At 64.3% G+C, this 21,696-nt stretch carries 17 protein-coding genes and 1 pseudogene; 5 read left to right on the top strand and 13 right to left on the bottom strand.

The genetic code is table 11. The features are described from left to right. Positions 1-209: 209 nt before the first annotated feature. Positions 210-1,877, bottom strand: coding sequence for a BCCT family transporter (locus B2D37_RS17940; protein ID WP_079203976.1), 1,668 nt, complete (start codon positions 1,875-1,877; stop codon positions 210-212). 268 nt (positions 1,878-2,145) lie between these two features. On the opposite strand from B2D37_RS17940, the gene cls reads away from it, so the two are divergent. After that, entirely contained in the window at positions 2,146-3,591 is a 1,446-nt protein-coding gene (cls, locus tag B2D37_RS17935) for a cardiolipin synthase (protein ID WP_079203975.1), read from the top strand. 87 nt (positions 3,592-3,678) lie between these two features. Here cls and B2D37_RS17930 read toward each other — a convergent pair whose 3' ends face one another. The 5 genes and pseudogenes from B2D37_RS17930 to B2D37_RS17910 all read right to left on the bottom strand — a co-directional run bounded on the left by B2D37_RS17930 (position 3,679) and on the right by B2D37_RS17910 (position 8,558). Next, entirely contained in the window at positions 3,679-4,194 is a 516-nt protein-coding gene (locus B2D37_RS17930) for a DUF3617 domain-containing protein (protein WP_079203974.1), read from the bottom strand. Positions 4,195-4,312: 118 nt separating this feature from the next. Continuing rightward, the gene (locus B2D37_RS17925; RefSeq protein ID WP_079203973.1) at positions 4,313-4,804 is read right to left on the bottom strand and encodes a GNAT family N-acetyltransferase; all 492 of its coding nucleotides are present in this window, start codon (positions 4,802-4,804) and stop codon (positions 4,313-4,315) included. Between the two features lie 123 nt (positions 4,805-4,927). Continuing rightward, a complete protein-coding gene (locus B2D37_RS17920; RefSeq protein ID WP_079203972.1) occupies positions 4,928-5,347 on the bottom strand; it encodes a DUF1850 domain-containing protein in 420 nt (139 codons plus the stop codon). After that, positions 5,344-7,370 (bottom strand): annotated as a pseudogene (locus B2D37_RS17915) (TRAP transporter permease). Before B2D37_RS17915 ends, B2D37_RS17920 begins: the two are co-directional and overlap by 4 nt. 234 nt (positions 7,371-7,604) lie before the next feature. After that, on the bottom strand, positions 7,605-8,558 hold the full coding sequence (locus B2D37_RS17910) for a TAXI family TRAP transporter solute-binding subunit (protein ID WP_079203971.1): 954 nt from the start codon (positions 8,556-8,558) through the stop codon (positions 7,605-7,607). A gap of 514 nt (positions 8,559-9,072) precedes the next feature. Here B2D37_RS17910 and glsB point away from each other — a divergent pair. Beyond that, complete coding sequence (gene glsB, locus B2D37_RS17905) at positions 9,073-9,981, top strand: glutaminase B (RefSeq protein WP_079203970.1); 909 nt, start codon at positions 9,073-9,075, stop codon at positions 9,979-9,981. A 23-nt stretch (positions 9,982-10,004) separates the two neighbouring features. On the opposite strand, the gene B2D37_RS17900 is transcribed toward glsB, so the two are convergent. The 3 genes from B2D37_RS17900 to B2D37_RS17890 form a co-directional block, all read right to left on the bottom strand. Continuing rightward, complete coding sequence (locus tag B2D37_RS17900) at positions 10,005-10,460, bottom strand: GNAT family N-acetyltransferase (protein ID WP_079203969.1); 456 nt, start codon at positions 10,458-10,460, stop codon at positions 10,005-10,007. A gap of 73 nt (positions 10,461-10,533) precedes the next feature. Next, positions 10,534-11,523, bottom strand: coding sequence for an asparaginase (locus B2D37_RS17895; RefSeq protein ID WP_079203968.1), 990 nt, complete (start codon positions 11,521-11,523; stop codon positions 10,534-10,536). A 133-nt stretch (positions 11,524-11,656) separates the two neighbouring features. Beyond that, complete coding sequence (locus B2D37_RS17890; RefSeq protein WP_079203967.1) at positions 11,657-13,102, bottom strand: sodium:alanine symporter family protein; 1,446 nt, start codon at positions 13,100-13,102, stop codon at positions 11,657-11,659. Positions 13,103-13,389: 287 nt separating this feature from the next. Here B2D37_RS17890 and B2D37_RS17880 point away from each other — a divergent pair, with 287 nt between their 5' ends. After that, entirely contained in the window at positions 13,390-14,208 is an 819-nt protein-coding gene (locus tag B2D37_RS17880; RefSeq protein ID WP_079203965.1) for a helix-turn-helix transcriptional regulator, read from the top strand. A 6-nt stretch (positions 14,209-14,214) separates the two neighbouring features. Here B2D37_RS17880 and B2D37_RS17875 read toward each other — a convergent pair whose 3' ends face one another. Both B2D37_RS17875 and B2D37_RS17870 read right to left on the bottom strand, forming a co-directional pair. After that, complete coding sequence (locus B2D37_RS17875; RefSeq protein ID WP_079203964.1) at positions 14,215-14,910, bottom strand: GNAT family N-acetyltransferase; 696 nt, start codon at positions 14,908-14,910, stop codon at positions 14,215-14,217. A gap of 3 nt (positions 14,911-14,913) precedes the next feature. Next, positions 14,914-15,561: an FMN-binding negative transcriptional regulator gene (locus B2D37_RS17870; protein ID WP_079203963.1), complete on the bottom strand. Its 648-nt coding sequence runs from the start codon at positions 15,559-15,561 to the stop codon at positions 14,914-14,916. 102 nt (positions 15,562-15,663) lie between these two features. Between B2D37_RS17870 and B2D37_RS17865 the strand changes: the two genes are divergently transcribed. Then, entirely contained in the window at positions 15,664-17,127 is a 1,464-nt protein-coding gene (locus B2D37_RS17865) for a PLP-dependent aminotransferase family protein (RefSeq protein WP_079203962.1), read from the top strand. A gap of 92 nt (positions 17,128-17,219) precedes the next feature. Here the strand turns inward: B2D37_RS17865 and B2D37_RS17860 are convergent, their stop codons facing one another. Both B2D37_RS17860 and B2D37_RS17855 read right to left on the bottom strand, forming a co-directional pair. Next, entirely contained in the window at positions 17,220-18,629 is a 1,410-nt protein-coding gene (locus B2D37_RS17860) for a mechanosensitive ion channel family protein (protein WP_079203961.1), read from the bottom strand. Positions 18,630-18,907: 278 nt separating this feature from the next. Continuing rightward, positions 18,908-20,332 carry an aspartate ammonia-lyase gene (locus B2D37_RS17855; protein ID WP_079203960.1) on the bottom strand — a complete coding sequence of 475 codons (1,425 nt, stop codon included), beginning with the start codon at positions 20,330-20,332 and terminating at the stop codon, positions 18,908-18,910. Positions 20,333-20,745: 413 nt separating this feature from the next. On the opposite strand from B2D37_RS17855, the gene B2D37_RS17850 reads away from it, so the two are divergent. Then, complete coding sequence (locus B2D37_RS17850) at positions 20,746-21,651, top strand: LysR substrate-binding domain-containing protein (RefSeq protein WP_079203959.1); 906 nt, start codon at positions 20,746-20,748, stop codon at positions 21,649-21,651. The last annotated feature ends 45 nt before the right edge of the window (positions 21,652-21,696 follow it).

Raw genomic sequence — 21,696 nt, 5'->3', positions numbered from 1 at the left:
GCGCGCCCGAGGGGCGCAACCCACATCAACTCACACGATGTAATGCCGAACACAAATAGCCGCGTCAGCACCCCACCAACCTGGTTAAGAACTCGCGGCGAAAGCCCCTCCCTCAAGAATTGCGGCGCTGACTCATGCGACCCAGTCCTGCGCAGCGCAGACAAAAAACGCGCCCGAAGGCGCGCTCTTGTATTGCCCAACAACAGCGGTCAGCGCGGCTCGCTCATCAAGCCTTTGACGATGGACACGCAGCCCACCAGCAAGACGATGGTGAACGGTAGTCCAGTGGACACCGCCATCGCCTGTAGGGCTACCAAGCCGCCGCCCAGCAGCAGGGCGATGGCGACCACGCCTTCCATGATGGCCCAGAATGCCCGCTGCGGAATCGGCGCATTGACCTTGCCGCCAGCAGTGATGGTATCGATCACCAGCGAACCCGAGTCCGACGAGGTGACGAAGAACACGATCACCAGGACGATGCCGATAAAGGAGCTGATCTCGGCCAACGGCAAATGCTCAAGCATGACGAACAGCTTCAGCTCCAGCGCGGCATCCTGCACCCCGGTGAAGCCATCGCCGACCAGTTGGCCGATGCCGGTACCGCCAAAGGCGGTCATCCACAGCACCGAGGCCAGGGAAGGCACCAGCAGCACCGCGACCAGGAACTCGCGCACCGTGCGACCGCGGCTGACCCGCGCGATGAACATGCCGACAAAGGGCGACCAGCTGATCCACCAGGCCCAGTAGAAGGCGGTCCAGCCCTGGCTGAAGTTGGCGTCTTCGCGACCAAAGGGGTTGGACAGCTCGGGCAGATAGACCAGGTAGTTCCCCAGGTTGCTGAAGAAGCCGGTGATGATCGCCAGCGTCGGACCCACCAGAATGATGAAGCCGAGCAACAGGATCGCCAGGATCATGTTCAGCTGGGACAGGCGCTTGACCCCCTTGTCCAGGCCGGCCATTACCGACATCAAGGCAATCGCAGTGATCCCGACGATCAGCAGCACCTTGCTGGTATCGGTCGCGGTTATGCCGAACAGGTGATCGATGCCGGCTGCCGCCTGCTCGGCGCCCAGGCCCAGCGAAGTAGCCAGGCCGAACAGGGTGGCGAACACGGCGAGGATGTCGATCACATGCCCCGGCCAGCCCCACACCCGCTCACCCAGCAGCGGGTAGAAGATCGAGCGAATGCTCAGCGGCAGGCCCTTGTTGAACGAGAACAACGCCAGCGCCAGCGCCACAATCGCGTAGATCGCCCACGGGTGCAGACCCCAGTGGAAGATCGTGGAGGCCATCGCCAGGCTTGCGGCTTCCTGCGCATTGCCGGCGGCAGCGCCCAACGGCGCCCAGTCGGTGCGCAGGCCATCTTCGCCGAGACTGGTCCCGCCCATGGCCGAGGCAAAGTGGGTCATCGGTTCAGCCACGCCATAAAACATCAGGCCGATGCCCATGCCGGCGGCAAACAGCATGGAAAACCAGCCGGCATAGGAATGGTCGGGCGTCGCCTCTTTGCCACCCAGACGTACCTTGCCCAGCGGCGAGACGATCAGGAACAGGCAGAGCAGTACGAAGATATTGGCCGCGCCGATAAAGAACCAGGCCAGGTTACTGGTCAGCCAACCCCGTACGGCATTGAACAGCGGCTCGACTTCGCTTTGCAAAGCCAGCGCCAGGACCACGAACAGCACCACGGTCAGAGCCGAGATACTGAAGACCTTGCCGTGGATATCCAGGTTGAACAGGAACCTGCCTTTGATGTTGTCCTGGCCGACCACATAGTCGGTATCGATCAGGTTGGCGGCTCCGCTCGGGGCCGGAATGCCACCCTCTATTTCCGCTTCTGGCTGTGGCGTCGTGTCATGCGAAGGGGGTTTTTCCATGTGGAGTTCTCCTTGAGGCATTTAACTCGCTGGCAAGCACAAGAAGGACGGATTCGCCCAACTTACAACTCATCGCGACCGAAAATATTTTCCCGGTTAGCCGGTAAGGGTAACAGGCAAACCCCACGTTTGCTGGCCACGGGCCGTCATTCGCGGGCCAAATGCCGCCATTTACTGATTTTTGGCTAACTGCACGCGGCCTTGTTGATGCCACACTGCATGGGTAATAGGTTTAGCACCAACCCGGCGTCAGCGCACAGGAACCAGCATGCCTCTGGACTTCGCGATCCCCAATCTTTTCGCCTACCTGATCGCCGCGACCCACGCCCTCGGCATGCTCGCGGCTGTACATGCCGTGCTGACCGTGCGCACCGCCCAGGGTGCGCTGGCCTGGGCGGTGTCGCTGTTCTTCATGCCTTACCTGACCCTGGTGCCCTACCTGGTGTTTGGCCGCAGCCGCTTCGATGCCTATATCAAGGCGCGCCGCCACGCCGACAAGCAGATGCACCAGGCCATGGCCGAGCTGAACTGGCGGCCGTGGGTCGACGAAGCCCTGAGCGCCAGCGCATCCCCGGCCTCCCAGCAACTGCGCGCCTTGCCCCGGCTGGGCCGGATGCCCTGCCTGGCGAACAACCAGGTGCAGCTGCTGATCGATGGCGAAGCGGCCTTTGCCGCGATCCTCGCGGCCCTGGCCCGCGCGCGCAAGGTGATCCTGCTGCAGTTCTTCATCCTCCGCGACGACCTGCTCGGCCGGCGCCTGCAAGACCTGCTGCTGGAGCGCGCGGCTGCCGGCGTGCAGGTTTTCGTGCTCTACGACGGTGTCGGCAGCCACGGCCTGCCGCGTCATTTCAGCGACAAAATGCGCGTCGGCGGCATCCAGGTCCACGCCTTCACCACAGGCGGCGGACTGCTCAGCCGCTTCCAGCTGAACTTTCGCAACCACCGCAAGATCGTGGTGGTCGATGGCGAATGCGGCTTTCTCGGCGGGCTCAACGTCGGCGTCGAATACCTCGGGCACAAGCCGCCCCTGGCGCCCTGGCGCGATACCCATGTCGAAGTGCGCGGGCCGGTAGTCGCCTGCCTGCAGGAGTCCTTCGCCGAAGACTGGTTCTGGGCCAGCCACCAATTGCCGCCGCTGCTGCTGCCCGAGGCCTACCCGGGCGAGGGCATGCTCTGCCAGGTGATCGCCAGTGGCCCGGCCGATCCGCAGGAAACCTGTGCGCTGCTGTTCGTCGAGGCGATTCACAGCGCCCGCGAGCGGGTGTGGATCACCAGCCCCTACTTCATCCCCGACGAGGCGCTGTTCGCCGCCTTGCGCCTGGCCGTGCTGCGCGGCGTCGATGTGCGTATCCTGCTGCCGGCGCGGCCCGACCACCGGGTGGTCTACGCCGCCTCCAGCCTGTATGCCTTCGAGGCCTTGCGCGCCGGGGTCCGGGTGTTCCGCTACCAGCCGGGCTTTCTGCACCAGAAGGTCATGCTGATCGATGACGATGTCGCCAGCGTCGGCAGTGCCAACCTGGACAATCGCTCGTTCCGTCTGAACTTCGAGATCACCCTGCTGACCTTCGACCCCGGCTTTGCCGCCGAGGTCGAACAGATGCTTGAGCAGGACTTCGCTCGCTCGCGCGAATTGCTCGCCGGCGACTACAAGAACCTGCATCGCCTGCAGCAACTGGGCATGCGCGTGGCGCGCCTGATCTCGCCGATTCTCTAATAGGCGGTTGGCGTCTCTGACATGAGCTGCCAGCAGCGCTGTGCGCCGAAGCATGACCGGCATGCGCCTGGCCCCGCACAGCACACATCAGCGCGGTTGCAGGCCGCCACAATCGGCCGCAATCCAACGCGCATGGCTTTCCATGCTGCTGCTCTGGCCGCCGTAGGTGCCGTTGACCTGGGTGGTGAACTCGCGATCGCTGATGAAGCGCGTCTCGCCCTCACCCTGTCCATCCGGGCAACTGAAGCGGAACTTCCAGCGCTCGGCGCTACGCTCGGTGACCTCGTGGCTACACCCTGACTTGGGGTCTTGCAGGGGAATGTCCTGAGCCTTGATCTGCTCCTCGCTCAAACAGATGCGCACACCCTGGTCGCCCAGTTGCACGCCCTGCTTGGCCATCATCTGCTCCATCATCTGACGCTGTTCGGCCGGCAGGTTTTTCATCTGCTCCAGCATTTGCTGCATGCCCGGCAGCGCCTGACCGCCGACCTGCATATTGCTCGAGCTGATTTCCCACAGACCGGGCTGGATCTCCTGCGCCGTGGCCAGCGCGGGCAATAGGCACAGGGCCAAGGACAGGCTTTTTAGTACTGAGATGCGCATGGCCAGACTCCAACGATTCATCGACCCTGCAAGCGTAGGCTGAGTTGGCGACGCAGGCCTGCGCTGATGAAAACAAGCGCACTTTGCGGGGTTGATCGCGCGCTCAGCCGACCGCAGCCTAGAGGGTCACGTCTTCGCGATAGAGCTGCAGGCCGCGCGCCCGGTAATTGGCCAGGGCGCTGGGGTGATCGAGGCTGCAGGTATGGACCCAGACGCGCGTTGTATCCGGCCAGAGCCAGGCCGCTTGCAGCGCATGGCTCAGCAACGGGCCGCCGAAACCCTGGCCGAAAAATGCCTCGGCCAGGCCGAAATAGAGAATCTCCACAGCGCCCTCGGCATCGCGCAATAACTCGTAGTAGCCGGCGATTGCGCCCTGGTGATAGGCCACCCAGGTGCGGTGATTGGCTTGCTCGACCAATGCCCGCCACTGGGCATCGCTCCAGTTCAGCTTGTCCGTCCAGGCCCAGGGCTCACCGACCAGCTGATAGAGAAAACGGTTGAACTGGAACTGCTTGATCCGGCATTCGACGATGTGCAGCTCCGCAGGCAGCGGCTTGGGCCGCAGCTGCTCGGGGCTGTGCATTTCCAGGTAATAGGTCAAGGTACTCATCGGCGGAAAATCCTTGCTTGATAGTGGCCGAGGCTAGACGAACAAAACCCCCACTGGCAAAGCCAAATGGGGGTTCTCCTCTTCTTGCCGCCAGCGCTTGTGACGCTGGGAGCGACAACGGCGTTAGCCGTTACCCGCATCGTTGACCGATAGGGGGGAGCCGAGCTCACAGCTCCAGAGTTCCACCGCCGGCTGGGTCGCTTGTGGCGGGCCGAGCCAGTCGCCCATGGAGCGACAACGCTGGTTGAAACACAGTTGGTAATCCCCTGCCTCGGGGGTTCGCCCCAAGCGCAGTGGTTGCAGGGGCGCTAGCTGGCGTTGGTAATGCCAGCTGCCCTCACGCAGTTCGGCATCGGCAGGAATTTCCATGCCAGCACCAGAACCCTTGACCCGCGCCTCGCCGAGCAGCAAGCCCTCGGCGGTCACGCGGTAATCTTCTTCCCAGCGAATTTTCTCGATGGTGTGCCGCCAGGCCAAGGTGAACTCGACAACCGGCAGCTCGGCCCAGACCGCTCCGGCCAGGCCCATGCACAATCCGATCACGCCATCGTCGCCTGGGCACGGTGCGCCCGCCAGAAGTGCTGGCCGAGGAACAGCGCCACCAGCACGAAGCCGATCTCATCGCTCATCGGCGTGGCCAGGATCAGGCTGATACCCGCGGCGAAGCCCAGCGCGCGCTCCCACCAGGGCATCTTGCAGTGCAGGAACCCGGTGAACACCGCGCCCCAGATACCGATCGCCAGCGCCGCCTTGATCAGCACATAAATGATCGCCAGTAGGCTATCGCTCTGCAGCATCAGCGCCGGCTCATACACCGCCATGAAGGGGACGACGAAACCGGCGATGGCGATACGTATTGCCCACAGGCTGATCTTCAACCCGCTCTCCTTGGCGATCGGCGCCGCCGCGAAACAGGCCAGTGCCACCGGCGGGGTGAGGTCGGCCATGATGCCGAAGTAGAAGACGAACATGTGCGAGACGATCAGCGGCACGCCCAGTTCGAGCAGCGCCGGGGCGGCAATCGAGCTGGTGATGATGTAGTTGGGAATGGTCGGAATACCCATGCCCAGCACCAGGCAGGTGAGCATGGTGAGGATCAGCGAGAGAAACAGGTTTTCCTGGCCGATGGCGAGGATGTAACCGGCGAAGGTCGAGGCCACCCCGGTCAGCGAGACCACGCCGATGATCACCCCGACCAGGGCGCAGGCGATGCCCACCGGCACCGCATGCCGTGCGCCCTCGACCAGCGCATGCAGGCAGACCACCAGGGTGTCGCGCCCGCCCTTGATGAACCAGCAGATCGCCACCAGCAGCGCGACCACCCGAATACCACGCCGATACCCAGCTGGAAGAAACCAGCGCAGAGCACCCCGAGGGCAATCCAGAAGGCCATGCGCAGTACGGTCGAGGACACCCGCAGGATGATCGCCGAACCGAGAATGACGATGGCGGTCAAGGCCAGGCCGACCATCCCGGAAAACAGCGGCGTGCGCCCGGAGAACAGCAGGTAGATGAGGATGAACAGCGGGATCAGCAGGTACCAGCGCTCTTTCACCGCGGCCCAGGGGTTCGGGCACTGGTCTTTCGGCAGACCGCTCAGATTGGCGCGCTTGGCCTCCAGATGGACCATCCAGAACACCGAGCCGAAGTACAGCAGCGCGGGCATCAAGGCGGCCTTGGCCACCTCGATGAAGGGCACGTTGATGGTCTCGGCCATGATGAACGCCACCGCACCCATGATCGGCGGCATGATCTGGCTGCCCATGCTCGAGGTGGCTTCGACGCCGCCGGCGAAGGCCGGCTTGTAGCCGAAGCGCTTCATCAGCGGAATGGTGAACTGGCCAGTGGTGACCACGTTGGCCACACCGGAGCCGGTGATGGTGCCCATCAGCGCCGATGACACCACCGAGACCTTGGCCGGGCCGCCGAGCTTGTGGCCGAACAGGCCCATGGCGAAGTCGGTGAACAGCTTGATCATGCCCGCTTGCTCGAGGAAGGAGCCGAACAGGATGAACAGAAAGATATAGGTGGCCGACACATAGGTCGGGGTGCCGTAGAAGCCCTCGGTGCCGAAGGCCAGCTGGTTGACGATCTGATCCAGGCCATAACCGCGGTGAGCCAGGTCCCCGGGCAGGTATTGGCCGAGCAGGCCATAGGCGAGGAACAGCCCGCAGATCAGCGGCAAAGCAATGCCCATGACCCGCCGCGCTGCCTCGAACACCAGCACTATCAGCACCAGGCCGACGACCATGTCGGCACTGGTCAGGTCGCCGGAGCGCTGGATCAGGTCCGCCTCGAACACCCATTGGTAGGCCGCCGTGCCCATGCCCGCCAGGCCCAGCAGCCAGGCCAGCGGTTGCCAGGGCTTGTGCTTGCCGACCAGCGGAATGCTGAGAAATACCACCAGCAGCAGGAAGCCGACGTGCACGGCACGGAGGATCTGGCTGGACACCGGATGAAAGGCCGCGGTGGTGATCTGGAAGATCGAAAACAGCAGCGCCACATAAAACAGCGCTTTCGGCCAGTCGCCCGGACCTGCCGCGAGGCCGTGGTTTTGTTCAGTCATGGAGCTTATGCCCTCATTGCAACGTCGATAAGGCGCAAGAGTCGCCAATAAAACCTGCCGTACTCAGCACGCTGGTTTTATTCGCAGCTCTACTTGCAGGATGGCGCATGGGTGGCAGGGTAGGATGGGTTAGCCGCGCAGCGGCGTAACCCATCGGGCCGTGGCCATGGGTATCGCTTCGCTCAACCCATCCTACGGGCTCAGTCTGTGCGAGCCCCAACCCACCCGCGTTTTTTACAGCGCGCCGACTTCCTTGTAGAAGCGCTCGGCACCCGGATGCAGCGGGATCGGCAGGTTCTTCGCCGCGCCGTCCAGCTTGATGTCCTTGGCCGCAGAATGGGCGTTGCCCAGACGCTCGAGGTTGTCGAACATCAGCTTGGTCATCTGGTAGGCCATTTCCTCGGACACGTCTTCATGGCTGACCAGGATGTTCTTGATCGCCACTGTCGCGATGTCGACATCCTGACCGTCGTAGGTGCCGGCTGGAATCACGGCTGGCTGATAGGCCGCATTGCCGATCTTGGTGGTCACGTCGGCCGGAATGGCGACGAAATTGATCGGCAAGGTGGCGGCCAAATCGCGGATCGCCGCCATGCCCAGCCCCGAGGATTGCAGGGTGGCATCCAGCTGACGATTCTTGATCAGCTCGACCGACTCGGCGTATGGCAGGAACTCGACCTTGGCCATGTCGTCATAGCTCAGACCCGCCGCGGCGAAGATCGCCCGAGCATTCAGTTCGGTGCCGGACTTCGGCGCGCCGACCGAGATGCGCTTGCCTTTGAGGTCAGCCAGGTTGGCGATGCCGGACTCCTTGTTGGCGACGATCTGGATGTAGTTCGGGTAGGTGCCGGCAATCGCGCGGAGCTTTTTCAGCGGGGTTTTGAAGCCGGCATCTTCCACGCCATTCCAGGCATCGGCGACCGAGTCACCCAGGGCCAGGGCCAGTTCGCCACGGCCGCTCTGCAGCAGGTTGAGGTTTTCCACCGAGGCCTTGGTGGCCTGCACCGAGGTTTTCGCGTCGTCGATACCGTTGCTGTAGAGCTGCGACAGGGCCACCCCGATCGGGTAGTAGACCCCGCTGGTGCCGCCGGTGAGGATGTTGATGAAGGTCGGCGCGGCAAATGCCGCAGTGCTGGCCGTCAGGGCTGCGGCAGCAGCGAGCAGGCTGAAACGCTTGGTCAATCGCATGGAGTATCTCCGTCGTTGTTATGGCTTTATGCAGCGTTTTTTTACTGTAGACGATGCATGGCCGCCGCAGCGGAGATGCAGGTCGGGGGCCGATCAGAATGGGCGAAAGTGGCGAATGCCCGCACCCGGCCGGGGCCTGGCACGCGAGAGGCGGCATAGCGGAGCTGGGCGAGACAGGCTCGCGGGGGACGTACGGCAGTTCATAAGCACACCTCTGGTCTTTCTTATAATCGCCGACGCAAACAACGCGTATGGCGTAGCAGAGCTATAGCAGATGCCGTGCCAAGGGTTGAAATGCCCGGTTTAGAGCACGTTGGCCGAATATCCGCGGGCGCAATGGGCGGAATCATGCCTATCGGCGCACAACAATAAGCGTAAATCCGCCGACGCCATCAGCCGCAGCCTGGGTAAACCCGGGTGCACTCCGGGAGCAGTGCCGTGTGATCAGTGATAGCCGCCTGGCGTCTAGGAAAGATCGTCCGAGGTTTGCTCGGGCATTGCGGCGAGTCTGAGCATGCAAGCGCTGTTGAACGAAATCCTCGATCAAGTCCGCCCGCTGATCGGTCAGGGCAAGGTGGCCGATTACATTCCGGCGCTGGGCGATGTGTCGGGCAACCAGCTGGGCATCGCGGTGTACAGCAACGAGGGCGAGTTGTTCAGCGCCGGCGCTGCGCATACGGCGTTTTCCGTGCAGAGCATCTCCAAGGTGTTCAGCCTGGTGCAGGCCATCGGTCACTCCGGCGAGGAGATTTGGCAGCGTTTGGGCCACGAGCCGTCCGGGCAGCCGTTCAATTCGCTGGTGCAGTTGGAGTTCGAGCGCGGCCGGCCGCGCAACCCGTTCATCAACGCCGGTGCGCTGGTGATCTGCGACATCAACCAATCGCGCTTTGCCACGCCGGTGGTGTCGATGCGCGATTTCGTCCGCCGCCTGGCCGGCAACCCCAAGATAGCGGTGGATAACCGGGTCGCCGATTCGGAATACCAGCATCGCGCGCGCAACGCCGCCGCGGCCTATCTGATGCAGTCTTTCGGCAACTTCCATAACGATGTCGAGACGGTGTTGCGCAACTACTTCAGTTACTGCGCCTTGCGCATGAGCTGCGTCGACCTGGCCCGCGCCTTCTGCTTTCTGGCCAACGATGGTTTTTGCCTACACAGCGGCGAGCAGATCCTCACGCCGCGGCAGACCAAGCAGGTCAACGCCATCATGGCCACCAGCGGCCTGTACGACGAGGCCGGCAATTTCGCCTACCGAGTCGGCCTGCCGGGCAAGAGCGGGGTCGGCGGCGGCATAGTCGCGGTGGTGCCGGGGCGTTTCAGCGTCTGCGTCTGGTCACCGGAACTGAACGCCGCCGGCAACTCCCTGGTCGGCATGGCGGCGCTGGAGCTGCTCAGCGAGCGGATCGGCTGGTCGGTGTTCTAGCGCGCAGCGCCGGTGGATGTAGGCTACAACAGCTTGCGGAACTGCAAGAAGCCCGAGCGCTCGGCGACCCGTTCGTACAGCAGCATGGCCTTGCTGTTGCTGTCGTGGGTCAGCCAGTGCACCCGCGCGCAGTCGGCCTGACGGGCCTGGTCGTAGACGTGTTCGATCAGCTGGCGGCCGACGCCACTGCTGCGCACGTCCTTGGCGATGAACAGATCCTGCAGGTAGCAGTAGTCGCCAACGGTCCAGGTCGAGCGGTGGTAGATCCAGTGCACCAGGCCGATGGCCTTGTCTTCGTGCCAGGCCAGGGCGGCATGCATCGGCTCGGCCGGATCGAGAAAGCGCTGCCAGGTGACGTCACTGGTGGCAGCGGGAATCTCGGTCATGTAGAAGCGCTGATAGCGCTGCCACAGGGGTAACCAGGTCGCCTGGTCGGCGGCGCTGACGGGACGGATCTCGGCGGGAATGCGAACGGCCATCGTGCGACCTCCTGTAGGTAGGATCAGTCATCCTGAAACTGTTATGGCTGCGCTGCAAGTCCTGCCCATCTGGCTAGTCGGCGCGCTCGCCACACAGGTCCAGGGCGAACCAGTGTTCCGTCTCGGCCTGGCTGAGGCCGGCGCCGAGCAGGGCGAACAGCTTGCCCAGGGCGGCTTCGCGGGTCATGCCGCCGGCCGAGATCAGCCCCGCGCTGGCCAGTTTGCTCCCTGCAGCATAGACGCCGAACTCGACATGGCCATGCGCGCACTGGCTGATCGCCGCCAGCACCACGCCACGTTCATGGGCCGCCTTGAGTGCCGCCAGCAACGCGGCGTCATCCGAAGGGCCGGTGCCGCTGCCGTAGCATTCCAGCAGCAGGCCGCGTACGCCGCTGTCGAGCAGGGCGCTGACATGCGCGGCCTGGATGCCGGGGAAGCACGGTAGCACCGCGAGATTGACCGGTTGGCGCGGCTGGCGGTAATCGAGGCTGGCCGGGATGTTCTCGGCGCGCGGGCTCTGGCGCTGGCGCGGCAGTTCGGCGAAGGCGCCGAAGGTGGCGCTGGCCAGTTTGCTGACCCGTGCGCCATGCATCAGGGTGCCGTTGAAGTACAGGTGCACGCCGGCGGCGACACCTTGTTGCAGCGCCTGCATGGCGCCGAACAGATTGGCCCAGGCATCGCTGCCGGCAACGCCGGCCGGCAGCATCGAACCGGTCAGCAGCACTGGAACCGGCAGGCCGAGCAGCAGGAAACTCAGGGCTGCGGCGCTGTAGGCCAGGGTGTCGGTGCCGTGCAGCACCAGTACGGCGTCGCAGCCGTCCTGCTCGACGCCTGCGCGGATCGCCGCGACCATCGCCAGCCAGTTGGCCTGGCTCATGTTGGCGCTGTCGATTGGCGGCAGCAGTTCACGGAAGATCCAGCTGGGCAGTTGGCGCGCCTGCTCTTGCGCTTGCTGGGCACGCAGCTGCGCCTCGAAGCCGGAGGCGGGCGCCAGGCCATCTGCGCTCATCTGCATGCCGATGGTGCCGCCGGTGTAGAGCACCAGGAGTTTTGTTATAGCCATGACGGCTCTCCTCAGAGGTTGTGAAAATATCGAGCAGCCGTCGCGAGGCTGCCGCAGTAGGCGGGAGTTTTTTCACAGCCTCGCATTAAAAAACAGGGGGCCATAGCCCCCTGTGTATCGCGTCGTTAGCGGCTCAGCGCTGGTGCACGCGGTGGCCGATTTCGGCGCTCAGGGTCTGCGGCGCTGTCGACGGCTGGGCGGGCCAGACTGCCGGATCGAGGTCCAGATCAGCGAAGGCTTTCGGGTCGAAGACGGGCGACTTTACCCCCGCCTTGATCTGGTCGTCGTAGTCGCGCATCAGGCGCAGGCCGACCTTGAACAGCAGGGCCAGGGCGATCAGGTTGGCGATGGCCAGCAGGCCCATGGTCACGTCGGCGAAGGCAAACACCGTACCCAGATCCTGCACCGAGCCCCAGAGTATCAGGCCGACTACCAGCACGCGGTAGACCTGTACCGGCCAGCGCTTGGTGGTGAAGAAGCCCAGGGCGTTCTCGCCGAGGTAGTAGTTGTAGATCAGGGTGGTGAAGACGAACAGCAGCAGGGCGACGCTGACGAATACCCGGCCCCATTCGCCGACTACCGCGGCCATGGCGGTCTGGGTCAGGACCACACCGGCCATCTCGGTGCCTGGCTGATACACGCCGGAGAGCAGGATGATCAGCGCGGTGCAGCTGCACAGGATGATGGTGTCGATGAACACGCTGAGCGACTGCACGATGCCCTGGGCGACCGGGTGCTTGACCTCGGCTACCGCGGCGACGTTGGGCGCGCTGCCCAGGCCGGCTTCGTTGGAGAACAGGCCGCGCTTGACGCCCATGAGGATCGCCGCGCCGATGCCACCGGCAAAGGCTGGCTCGAGGCCGAAGGCACTGTTGAAGATCAGCGTCAGGGTGGCCGGAATCGCGTCGAAGTTACTGCCGATGACGTACAGCGCCATGGCGATGTAGGAGAAGGCCATCGCGGGCACCAGTACGTCGGCGAACTTGGCGATGCGCTTGATGCCGCCGAAGATGATCAGGCCGATCACCACTACCAGGGCGATGCCGCTGACATAGGTGGGCAGGCCGAAGGTGTCATGCAGCGAGCTGGCCACGGTGTAGGACTGCACGGCGTTGAAGCCGAAGCCGAAGGTCGCCAGCAGCAGCAGCGACACCACGATACCCAGCCAGCGCTGGCCGAGGCCGTGCTGGATGTAGAAGGCCGGGCCGCCACGGTAGCCGCCGTCGGGCTCGCGGCGCTTGTACAGCTGGGCCAGGGAGCATTCGAAGTAGCTGGTGGCCATGCCGACCAGGGCGACCATCCACATCCAGAAGATCGCGCCTGGGCCGCCGAGCATGATCGCCACGGAGACCCCGGCGATGTTACCGGCGCCAACCCGGCCGGCAACGCTGAGCATCAGCGCCTGGAACGAGCTGAGCTGGCCCGGCTGGTGCTTGAAGGCTTCGCTGAAGATGCGGAACATGCTGCCGAAGTAACGAAACTGGACGAAACGCGAGGCGATGGTGAAGTACAGACCAAGGCCGATCAGCATGACGATCAGCAGCTTGCTCCAGATAAGGTCGTTGAGAATATCGAGCATGACGGGAAGGTCTCTCTTGTTGTTCTGTCAGGAAAAAATGCTAGGGACGAATGGTTGAGCAGGGCGGCCTGTCATGCAATTGCGCGGGTGGCGGCGACCTGATGCGAGTTGATGCTACAATCGCGTCGCTCGCGCCATTAGTCAGCACCTTGCGCAGCGACGAGCGTCTGGTCTTCGTCTGCCCCGACAAACGGTGGCGCGAAGCGCCGGATGAGGGGGCGGCTATGCCGCCGAGGCTTGCATGATTCGGCTATGGCGCTCGCGGCCTACCCGTTAGGAACAGCAGCATGTCGGATTATCTGGGGTCAAATCTCAAGCTGCTGTGCAGCCACTACCGCTCGATTGCCGAGGTGTGCCGCAAGCTGGCGATCAACCGCGCCCAGTTCAATAAATACCTCAGCGGGCAGAGCCGGCCGACCGCCTACAACCTCAAGCGTATCTGCGATTTCTTCGGCGTCGAGGCCTACGAGCTGAGCCTGCCGGGCGAGCAGTTCGCCGACCTGGTCGGTGCGCGCAGTGCCGGTCAGGCCCCGCGGCTGGTCGGCGATCCGTTGCTGGACTTCTTCCAGCCGCTGCGTGAGCACGCCAGCAGCCTGTCGCGCTATTGCGGCTACTACTTCGAGTACGCCAACTGCATGTCGGTGCCGGGGCAGATCCTGCTGTCGCTGGTACACCTGCGCGAAGAGCGCGGCAGCTTTCTGTTCGAGCGCCAGGAGCGCCAGGAGCCCTCGCGGGCCGACAGCGGCAAGGCCGAGGACTGGGTGCGCTGCCGCTACCTGGGCGCGGCTTTCTACCTGCAGGACCGGCTGTTCCTCATCGACTACGAGTCGCTGACCGGCAACGAGATGAGCCAGACCATCCTGATCCCCAGCTTCAAGAGCCGCATCAGTCGCCTCAACGGCCTGAAGACCGGGGTCTCCAGCGGCGACCTGCGCACCCCGGCCTGCACCCGGGTGGTCTGGGAGTTTCTCGGCGGCGAGGTCAATCGGGTCAATGCCTATCGCCAGGTGATGCTCTACAGCCCGGACGACCCGCGCATCGACGCCGACATCCGCCAGCGCCTGGCCGGCGCGCAGATCCGCAACGGCCTGTTCGAGATCGAGTAAGGCGTCTCAGCCCCGCTCGCTAGCCGCGCGCAACTGCTCCAGGCGCTGGATCTGCCGCCCTTGGGGATCGAAGTTGTCACTGCCCAGCCAGCGCTGGAACGCGACCTGGCAGGCTGGCCATTCGTGGTCGAGGATGGAGAACCAGGCGCTGTCGCGGTTGCGCCCATTGATCACCATGTGCTGGCGGAAGGTGCCTTCGTAGACGAAGCCCAGGCGCTCGGCGGCGCGCATCGAGCGGGCGTTGAGGGCGTTGCATTTCCACTCCAGGCGTCGGTAGCCGAGCGTGCCCATGGCCAGCTCGGCCAGCAGGTAGACCGCCTCGGTCGACGCCGGGCTGCGCTGCATGGCGCGGCCGAAGGCAATATGGCCGATCTCGATGCTGCCGTCCTTGGGTGCCATGCGCAGGAAGCTGAGCAGGCCGACGGCGCGCTGGCTGGCGCGTTCGAGCACGGCGAAGAACAGCGGGTCGCTGCTGGCCGCGTTAGCCGCCAGCCAGCTATCGAAGGCCGCGCGCTCGGGAAACGGGCCATAGGGCAGGTAGTCCCACAGCAGTGGATCGGACTGCGGACCTTGCAAGGCCAGCCACAGGTCGTCGCCGTGGGCGGCGAGATTCAGCGGCTCCAGGCGCACATAGTGGCCGATTAGTGGCGCGCGGACCGGGCTGGGCACGGGCTGCCAGTCGAGGTGCAGTTCGTCGGTCATGGGTCATCCCTGGGCTGGGCCACTAGGGGTGTTCATACGCGCGGCCAGCTCGCGGTCACGGGCGTCAAGGCTGTTGCTAAGGCCCTCGCGCACGCCGCTCTGGTCGGCGGCGCTGCGGTTCTGCCCGAGCTTCCACTTGCCTTCCAGGCGCTGGATCGGCAGGGCAAAGCCGACGATGGCGCGCAGCATGCTGTCGATATAGTCCGGCGGCGCCTCGCTGACCGCCCAGGGTTGGGCGCGGCCGGCTTCGTGGCGCTGGCTCAGGCGGCTGACCAGCGCCAGCAGCCGCTCGGCGTCGTCGAACACCTCGGCCTGGCCGTAGGCATGCACGGCGATGTAGTTCCAGGTCGGCACCACCTTGCCGTGCTCGGCCTTGGCCGGGTACCAAGTCGGGCTGACGTAAGCCTCCGGGCCGCTGAAGATCGTCAGCACTTCGCCGCCGTTGGCCAGCTCCTGCCACTGCGGGTTGGCTCGGGCGAAATGGCCGTAGAGGGTACCGAACTCACCTTCAGCGGGTTCCAGGAGCAGTGGCAGGTGGCTGGCCTGCAGGCCGCTCGGGCCCTGGCTGACGATTGTAGCCAGGCGGCAGGCGGCGATCTGCCGGTGCAGCGTGGCGAGGTCGTCCTGGCGGAAGGCGGTGGGCGAGTACATGGTGGCTTCTCCGAAACGGTCTTGACGTGATGGAGCCATGCTAGACAGGGTATTGGTCTGTTGTAAGATCCATTAATCACGACATTGATAGGGCCAATAGTCATGCCAGTCTCGCCGCCGCTGCCGGTCGATCTCTCCGGCATTCGCCTCGACCCGGCCCAGGGTCTGGCGCGCCAGCTGTACCAGGCGCTGCGCGAGCGCATCCTCGATGCACGCCTGGCCAGTGGCACCCGCCTGCCGGCCAGCCGCGACCTCGCGGGTCTGCTGGGCATTTCACGCAATACCGTGACCCGCGCCTTCGACCAGCTGTACGCCGAGGGTTATGTGCAGGGCCGCGTCGGCGCGGGCACCTATGTCGCCGAGCTGGCGGCTGTCGCGCGCCCGGCGGCGCCCGTTGCTCGCCCGGTCGCGACTCCGGCGCTGCAACGCCTCGCCTCCCATCACCTGAGCCTACCGCCGAGCGGTCCGCCGCGGGCCTTCCGGGTCGGCGTGCCGGCCTTCGACCTGTTCCCCTTCGAGACCTGGGCGCGGCTCAGTGCGCGCTTCTGGCGCAAGCCGTCGCCGGCGCGCCTGGGTTATGGCGACCCGGCCGGCGACGCGCAGCTGCGCGAGCTGATTGCCGCCTACCTGCGCAACAGCCGCGGCCTGCACTGCGATCCGGCGCAGATTCTGGTCACCTGCGGCGCCCAGCAGGCGATCAGCCTGTGCGCCCAGCTGCTGGTCGAACCGGGTGACCGGGTCGCCATCGAGAACCCCGGCTATCGCGCCGCCGGGCATGCCTTCGCGGTGGCCGGGGCGCAACTGGTGGGCATTCCGGTGGATGGCGAGGGGCTGGACACGGCAGCGCTGGAACGGGCGGGGCGCTGCCGTCTGGCCTATGTCACGCCTTCGCACCAGTACCCGACCGGGGTGACCCTGTCGCTGGCGCGGCGCCTGGAACTGCTGGACTGGGCCGAGCGCCACGACAGCCTGATCATCGAGGACGACTACGATGGCGAGTACCGCTACAGCGGCACGCCGTTGGCGCCGCTGGCGGCCCTCGACCGCCAGGGCCGGGTGCTCTACGTCGGCACCTTCTGCAAGATCGCCTTCCCGGCGCTGCGTCTGGGCTATCTGGTGCTGCCGGCCGGCCTGGCCGAGTCCTTTGCCCGCCGCCGCGCTCTGGACATGCGCCATTCGGAGATCGGCACCCAGGCGGTGATGGCCGAGTTCATCGCCGCCGGGCATTTCCAGCGGCATATCCGGCGCATGCGCGGCGCCGCGCGCAGTCGCCGCGATGCCCTGCTGGTCGGCTGGCCGCAGCACATACCCGGTTGCGCGCCGCTGCCGGTGGTGGAGGCCGGCCTGCACCTGTGCGTGCGAGTGGACAGCCTGGCGCGCGAAGGCGAGCTGGTCGGCGCTGCCGAGCGGGTCGGAGTGGAGTTGAACGCGCTCAGCGACTACTGGCTGGCGGATAGCACAGAGCCCGAAGATCAGCGCGCCGGGCTGGTGCTGGGCTTTGCCGCGGTGCCCGAGGCGCAGATTACCCAGGCGCTGGAGTCGTTGCGCAGCGTCTGGCAGGTATAGCGCGAGTTCATAGGAGGCGCTTTAGCCGCGCCAGTCCCAGCACAGGCGTGCTGCTAAGGGCAGGTTTTAGGTAACGGCCGCCTTACGCGAACTTATTCATGCGGCACATGCTTATCCAGCAGGTCGTTGCCCTGGTCAGATTGGATTTCCGCGTCCACTTTCTGCTCTATATGTTTGTCCGGGGAGACATCCAGCACCGCATCGCCGCGCTCAACTGGGGTTGCCTGAGGTTCATCTTTGACAGCACGGCTAGCACGCGTGGTGACGTCACTGCGCTTACCCTCCAGAGCGCCAAACAGAGCCGAGTTGACCTCGGGATCGAAGCGCAAACGGTAAATGGGTTCAGGCAAGGTGAAACCTTGCTCTTCCAGTGCACGCATGGTGACGCGAATGGCCAAACTGCGGGCTTTGGCAAAGTTGGTTTCTCGTTGATCTATCCAGGCATAGAACGTCAGCACGATGTTGGAGTCGCCCACCGTGTTTATCAGCGCATCGGGCTCTGGGTCTTGCAGGATAAAGTCGAGGGTGCACATGGCGTTCAATCCGGCCTTCATTCCGGCCACCGGGTCATCTTCGGCATCAACGCCGAGTTCGAACTCAAAACGCCTTTCCGGGTTGGTCGAGTAATTCAGGATGATGCCCTTGAAAACCGCTGCATTGGGTATGCGCATATGGTTTCCGTCGAGGGTCATTAAAATAGTGGCGCGCGACGTGAGGCGTACGACGATGCCTTCTATGTCATTGATGATGACATGGTCCTTGGCGCGGAACGGCTGGCGCAGACTCAGCATAATGCTGGAAATGTAGTTCTCCACCGTGTCGCGCACGGCAAAACCTATTGCCAGGCCGATGACACCGGCACCGCCGAGTATCGTGGTGATAACGGCAGCAGCACCCAACAAATCGAGCGCCAGGATAATTCCCAGCAGCAGAATGACAACGCGTGTCGCTTGGGCGAGCAAATCGGCCAGGAAGGGATTTGGCGCTATTTTTAGCCACAGTACTTTGCGGCGAGTAAGGAAATTGCCCAGCAAGATGAAGCCAGTTAACACAAGCAGAGCCAGCCCAAGCAACGGCAGTGCTTTTATAAAATTCAAGGTTTGCGTTCGCATACGTTCGATCACAGGCCGCACGTTATCGGCCACGGCCAGCGTTCTGCTCATCTCGTCGGTTACCGTGACCACCCCGGCGAGCCGACTGGCCAAGCGCTCGGCTTGCTGCGCAGCCACCTCATTGGCGACCTCACCGCGCAGAATGACCACCCCCTCACCGACATAAACCGTTACGCCACGAAGCGGCTGCAATTCGGCGAAAATGTTTTCGATGCGCGACCTTATTTTCTCATCACTCTCTACAGCCTCTGCTTCGATATCCATAGCGGGTGCAGGGTCGGAGAGAGCGGCGCTGTCGGTCTGGGCCAAGGTAACGTGGCCAGGTAATAGAGCCGCCAGAAAAGCCAATGCCAGCGCGGTGTTCCGCGAGGGTTTGATTGAGAATTTCATCGCATGCGGCTCCAGAATAAGGCGGCGAAAAGTAAATTAGCCTGCGTGGGTGCGCAAACGGGTGACTGACCATGTTGCGAGCTGGTCGACGGGTCGAGCTGTGTGGTGCTGATGCTGCAGTATTAGGGGGCAGACCACCGTTATCCAATTCGATTCCGTCGAATCTTCTGGTGTCATGCCTTAGGAGAAGGCACTTCACTGCGCCATTCGCATAAAAAAGGGATGGCCGAGGCCATCCCTGAGGAAAAGAGGCGAGGGCGCCTCTTGATCGATAAGGTTTAAGCGCTAAGCGGCACCAGGCGCGGGGCGATCATGTTCTCCGGACGGAGGATGTCGGCCAGGGTGGCGTCGTCCAGCAGCTTCTCTTCGCGCACCAACTCCAGCACGCTGCGGCCGCTTTCCAGGGCCAGCTTGGCGATGCGCGTGGCGTTCTCGTAGCCGATGTAGGGGTTGAGCGCGGTGATCAGGCCGATGGAGTTCTCCATCAGCGCGCGGCAATGCGCCTCGTTGGCGGTGATGCCGACGATGCAATGCTCGCGCAGCATGTCCATGGCGCGCTGCAGCAGGCGGATCGAGTCGAAGATCTTGTAGGCGATCAGCGGCTCCATGACGTTGAGCTGCAGCTGGCCGCCCTCGGCGGCGATGGTCAGGGCCAGGTCGTTGCCGATGATCTCGAACGCCACCTGGTTGACCGCTTCCGGAATCACCGGATTGACCTTGCCGGGCATGATCGAGCTGCCCGGCTGACGCGCCGGCAGGTTGATCTCGTTGATCCCGGTGCGCGGGCCGCTGGAGAGCAGGCGCAGGTCGTTGCAGATCTTCGACAGCTTGACCGCGGTGCGCTTGAGCATGCCGGAGAACAGCACGAAAGCGCCCATGTCCGACGTCGCTTCGATCAGGTCGGCGGCCGGCACCAGCGGCTGGCCGCTTATCACTGCCAGGCGGTCAACCGCGAGCAGCTGATAGCGCGGGTCGGCATTGATCCCGGTGCCGATCGCGGTGCCGCCCAGGTTGACCTCGGTGAGCAGCTCCGGGGCCAGGCTGCGCAGGCGCGCCAGGTCTTCGCCGAGGGTATTGGAGAAGGCGCGAAATTCCTGGCCGAGGGTCATCGGCACGGCGTCCTGCAACTGGGTGCGGCCCATCTTCAGGACGTGGGCGAATTCCTCGCCCTTGGCGGCGAAGGCGCCGATCAGGCTGTCGAGGCTGGCCAGCAGGGTGTCGTGGCCGAGCAGCAGGCCGAGGCGGATGGCGGTCGGGTAAGCATCGTTGGTCGACTGCGCCATGTTCACGTCGTTGTTCGGGTGCAGGTACTGGTACTCGCCCTTGGCGTGGCCCATGGCCTCCAGGGCGATGTTGGCGATCACCTCGTTGGCGTTCATGTTGGTCGAGGTGCCGGCGCCGCCCTGGATCATGTCGACCACGAACTCTTCATGGAAATCGCCGCGGATGATGCGGGCGCAGGCTTCGCTGATCGCCGCGTGCTTGGCCGCGCTGAGATGGCCCAGTTCGCGGTTGGCGTCGGCTGCCGCCTGCTTGACCATGGCCAGTGCCGTCACCAGTTTCGGGTAGTGCGCCAAGGGCACGCCGGACAGGCGGAAGTTGTGCACGGCGCGCAAAGTCTGGATGCCGTAATAGGCCTCGGCGGGAACTTCGAGGGTGCCGAGCAGGTCTTTTTCGACGCGAAATAATGCAGCAGCGGACATGATGACTAGGTTCTCTTGGGGATGCGGTGAGTGCCGCGATGCCTTTTAGAATAGGGGCTGCGCTCGAATACTGGCCAATGCTGTTAAGCGCTAGGGTATGCACAATCGGCATAATGTCGGCGTGACGCCGAATTGACGGCGAGCGTAGTAGGGTGGGTTAGCGGCGCCGTACTCCGGCCTAGATTCAGCATGCGCTTGCGGCGCGGCGCGTAACCCAGCAGGCGATCGACCGCGTTGCGCCGGTGGTGGGTTACGCCGCGTTGCGCCACCGTAGGGCGTACTCGCGCAGCAGTACGCCGAAGCCGGTTCGACTGCGAGCGTGGGGTGAACCGGCAAGGGTGGCGGACTGTTCGCTACGCTCCTGAGTCCGCCCTACGGTTCGCCCTACGTTCAAGCCACGAGATGGATGCCTTATGAACCTGGAAACCAAATGGCTGGAGGACTTCGTTGCCCTGGCCGCCACCCGCAGCTTTTCCCAGGCCGCCAAGAAGCGCTTCGTCACCCAGCCGGCCTTCAGTCGACGGATCAAGGCGCTGGAGCAGATGCTCGGCCTGACCCTGGTCAATCGTTCATGCACCCCGGTGGAGCTGACAGAGTCGGGGCAACTGTTCCTGGTCACCGCGCGCAGTCTGGTCGAGCAACTCGGTGAGGTGGTGCGCCATCTGCACAACATCGAGGGCAAGCAGGGCGAGATGTTGCAGATCGCCGCCGCGCACTCGCTGACCCTGGGCTTCTTTCCCGAGTGGATCGCCCGCTTGCGCCGCGAAGGCCTGCCGCTGGCTACCCGTCTGGTGGCGACCAACGTCGGCGAGGCGGTGCATGCGCTGCGCGAAGGCAGTTGCGACCTGATCCTCGCCTACTACGACCCCGACGCCGCCCTGCAAATGGACCCGGAGATCTTTCCCTCGCTGCACCTGGGCCTGACCTCGATGCTGCCGGTGTGCGCGGTGGACGCAGCGGGGCAGCCCTTGTTCGATCTCGACAGCGGCCACAGTGTGCCGCTGCTGGCCTATACGGCTGGCGCCTTCCTCGGTCGCTCGGTCAACCTGCTGCTGCGTCAGCGCGTGCTGCGCTCGACCACGGTGTACGAGACGGCGATGGCCGACAGCCTGAAAAGCATGGCCCTGCAAGGCATGGGCGTGGCCTGGGTGCCGCGCCTGAGCGTGACCGCCGAACTGGCCCGCGGCGAGCTGGTGGTGTGTGGCGGGGAACCCTGGCAGGTGCCGCTGGAGATCCGCCTGTACCGCTGCGCCCTGGTGCGCAAGGCGGCGGTGCGCCTGCTGTGGCGCAGGCTGGAAAGCGGCGAGCTGGGGCGCTGAGGCGGCGGCATGCCGTCCTGAAAAACGGAAAATGCCCGTCTCGCG

The organism is Pseudomonas sp. CC6-YY-74 (genome assembly GCF_002025205.1).
Classification (GTDB): domain Bacteria; phylum Pseudomonadota; class Gammaproteobacteria; order Pseudomonadales; family Pseudomonadaceae; genus Aquipseudomonas; species Aquipseudomonas paeninsulae.
This window is presented reverse-complemented; position numbering and strand designations above follow the sequence as displayed.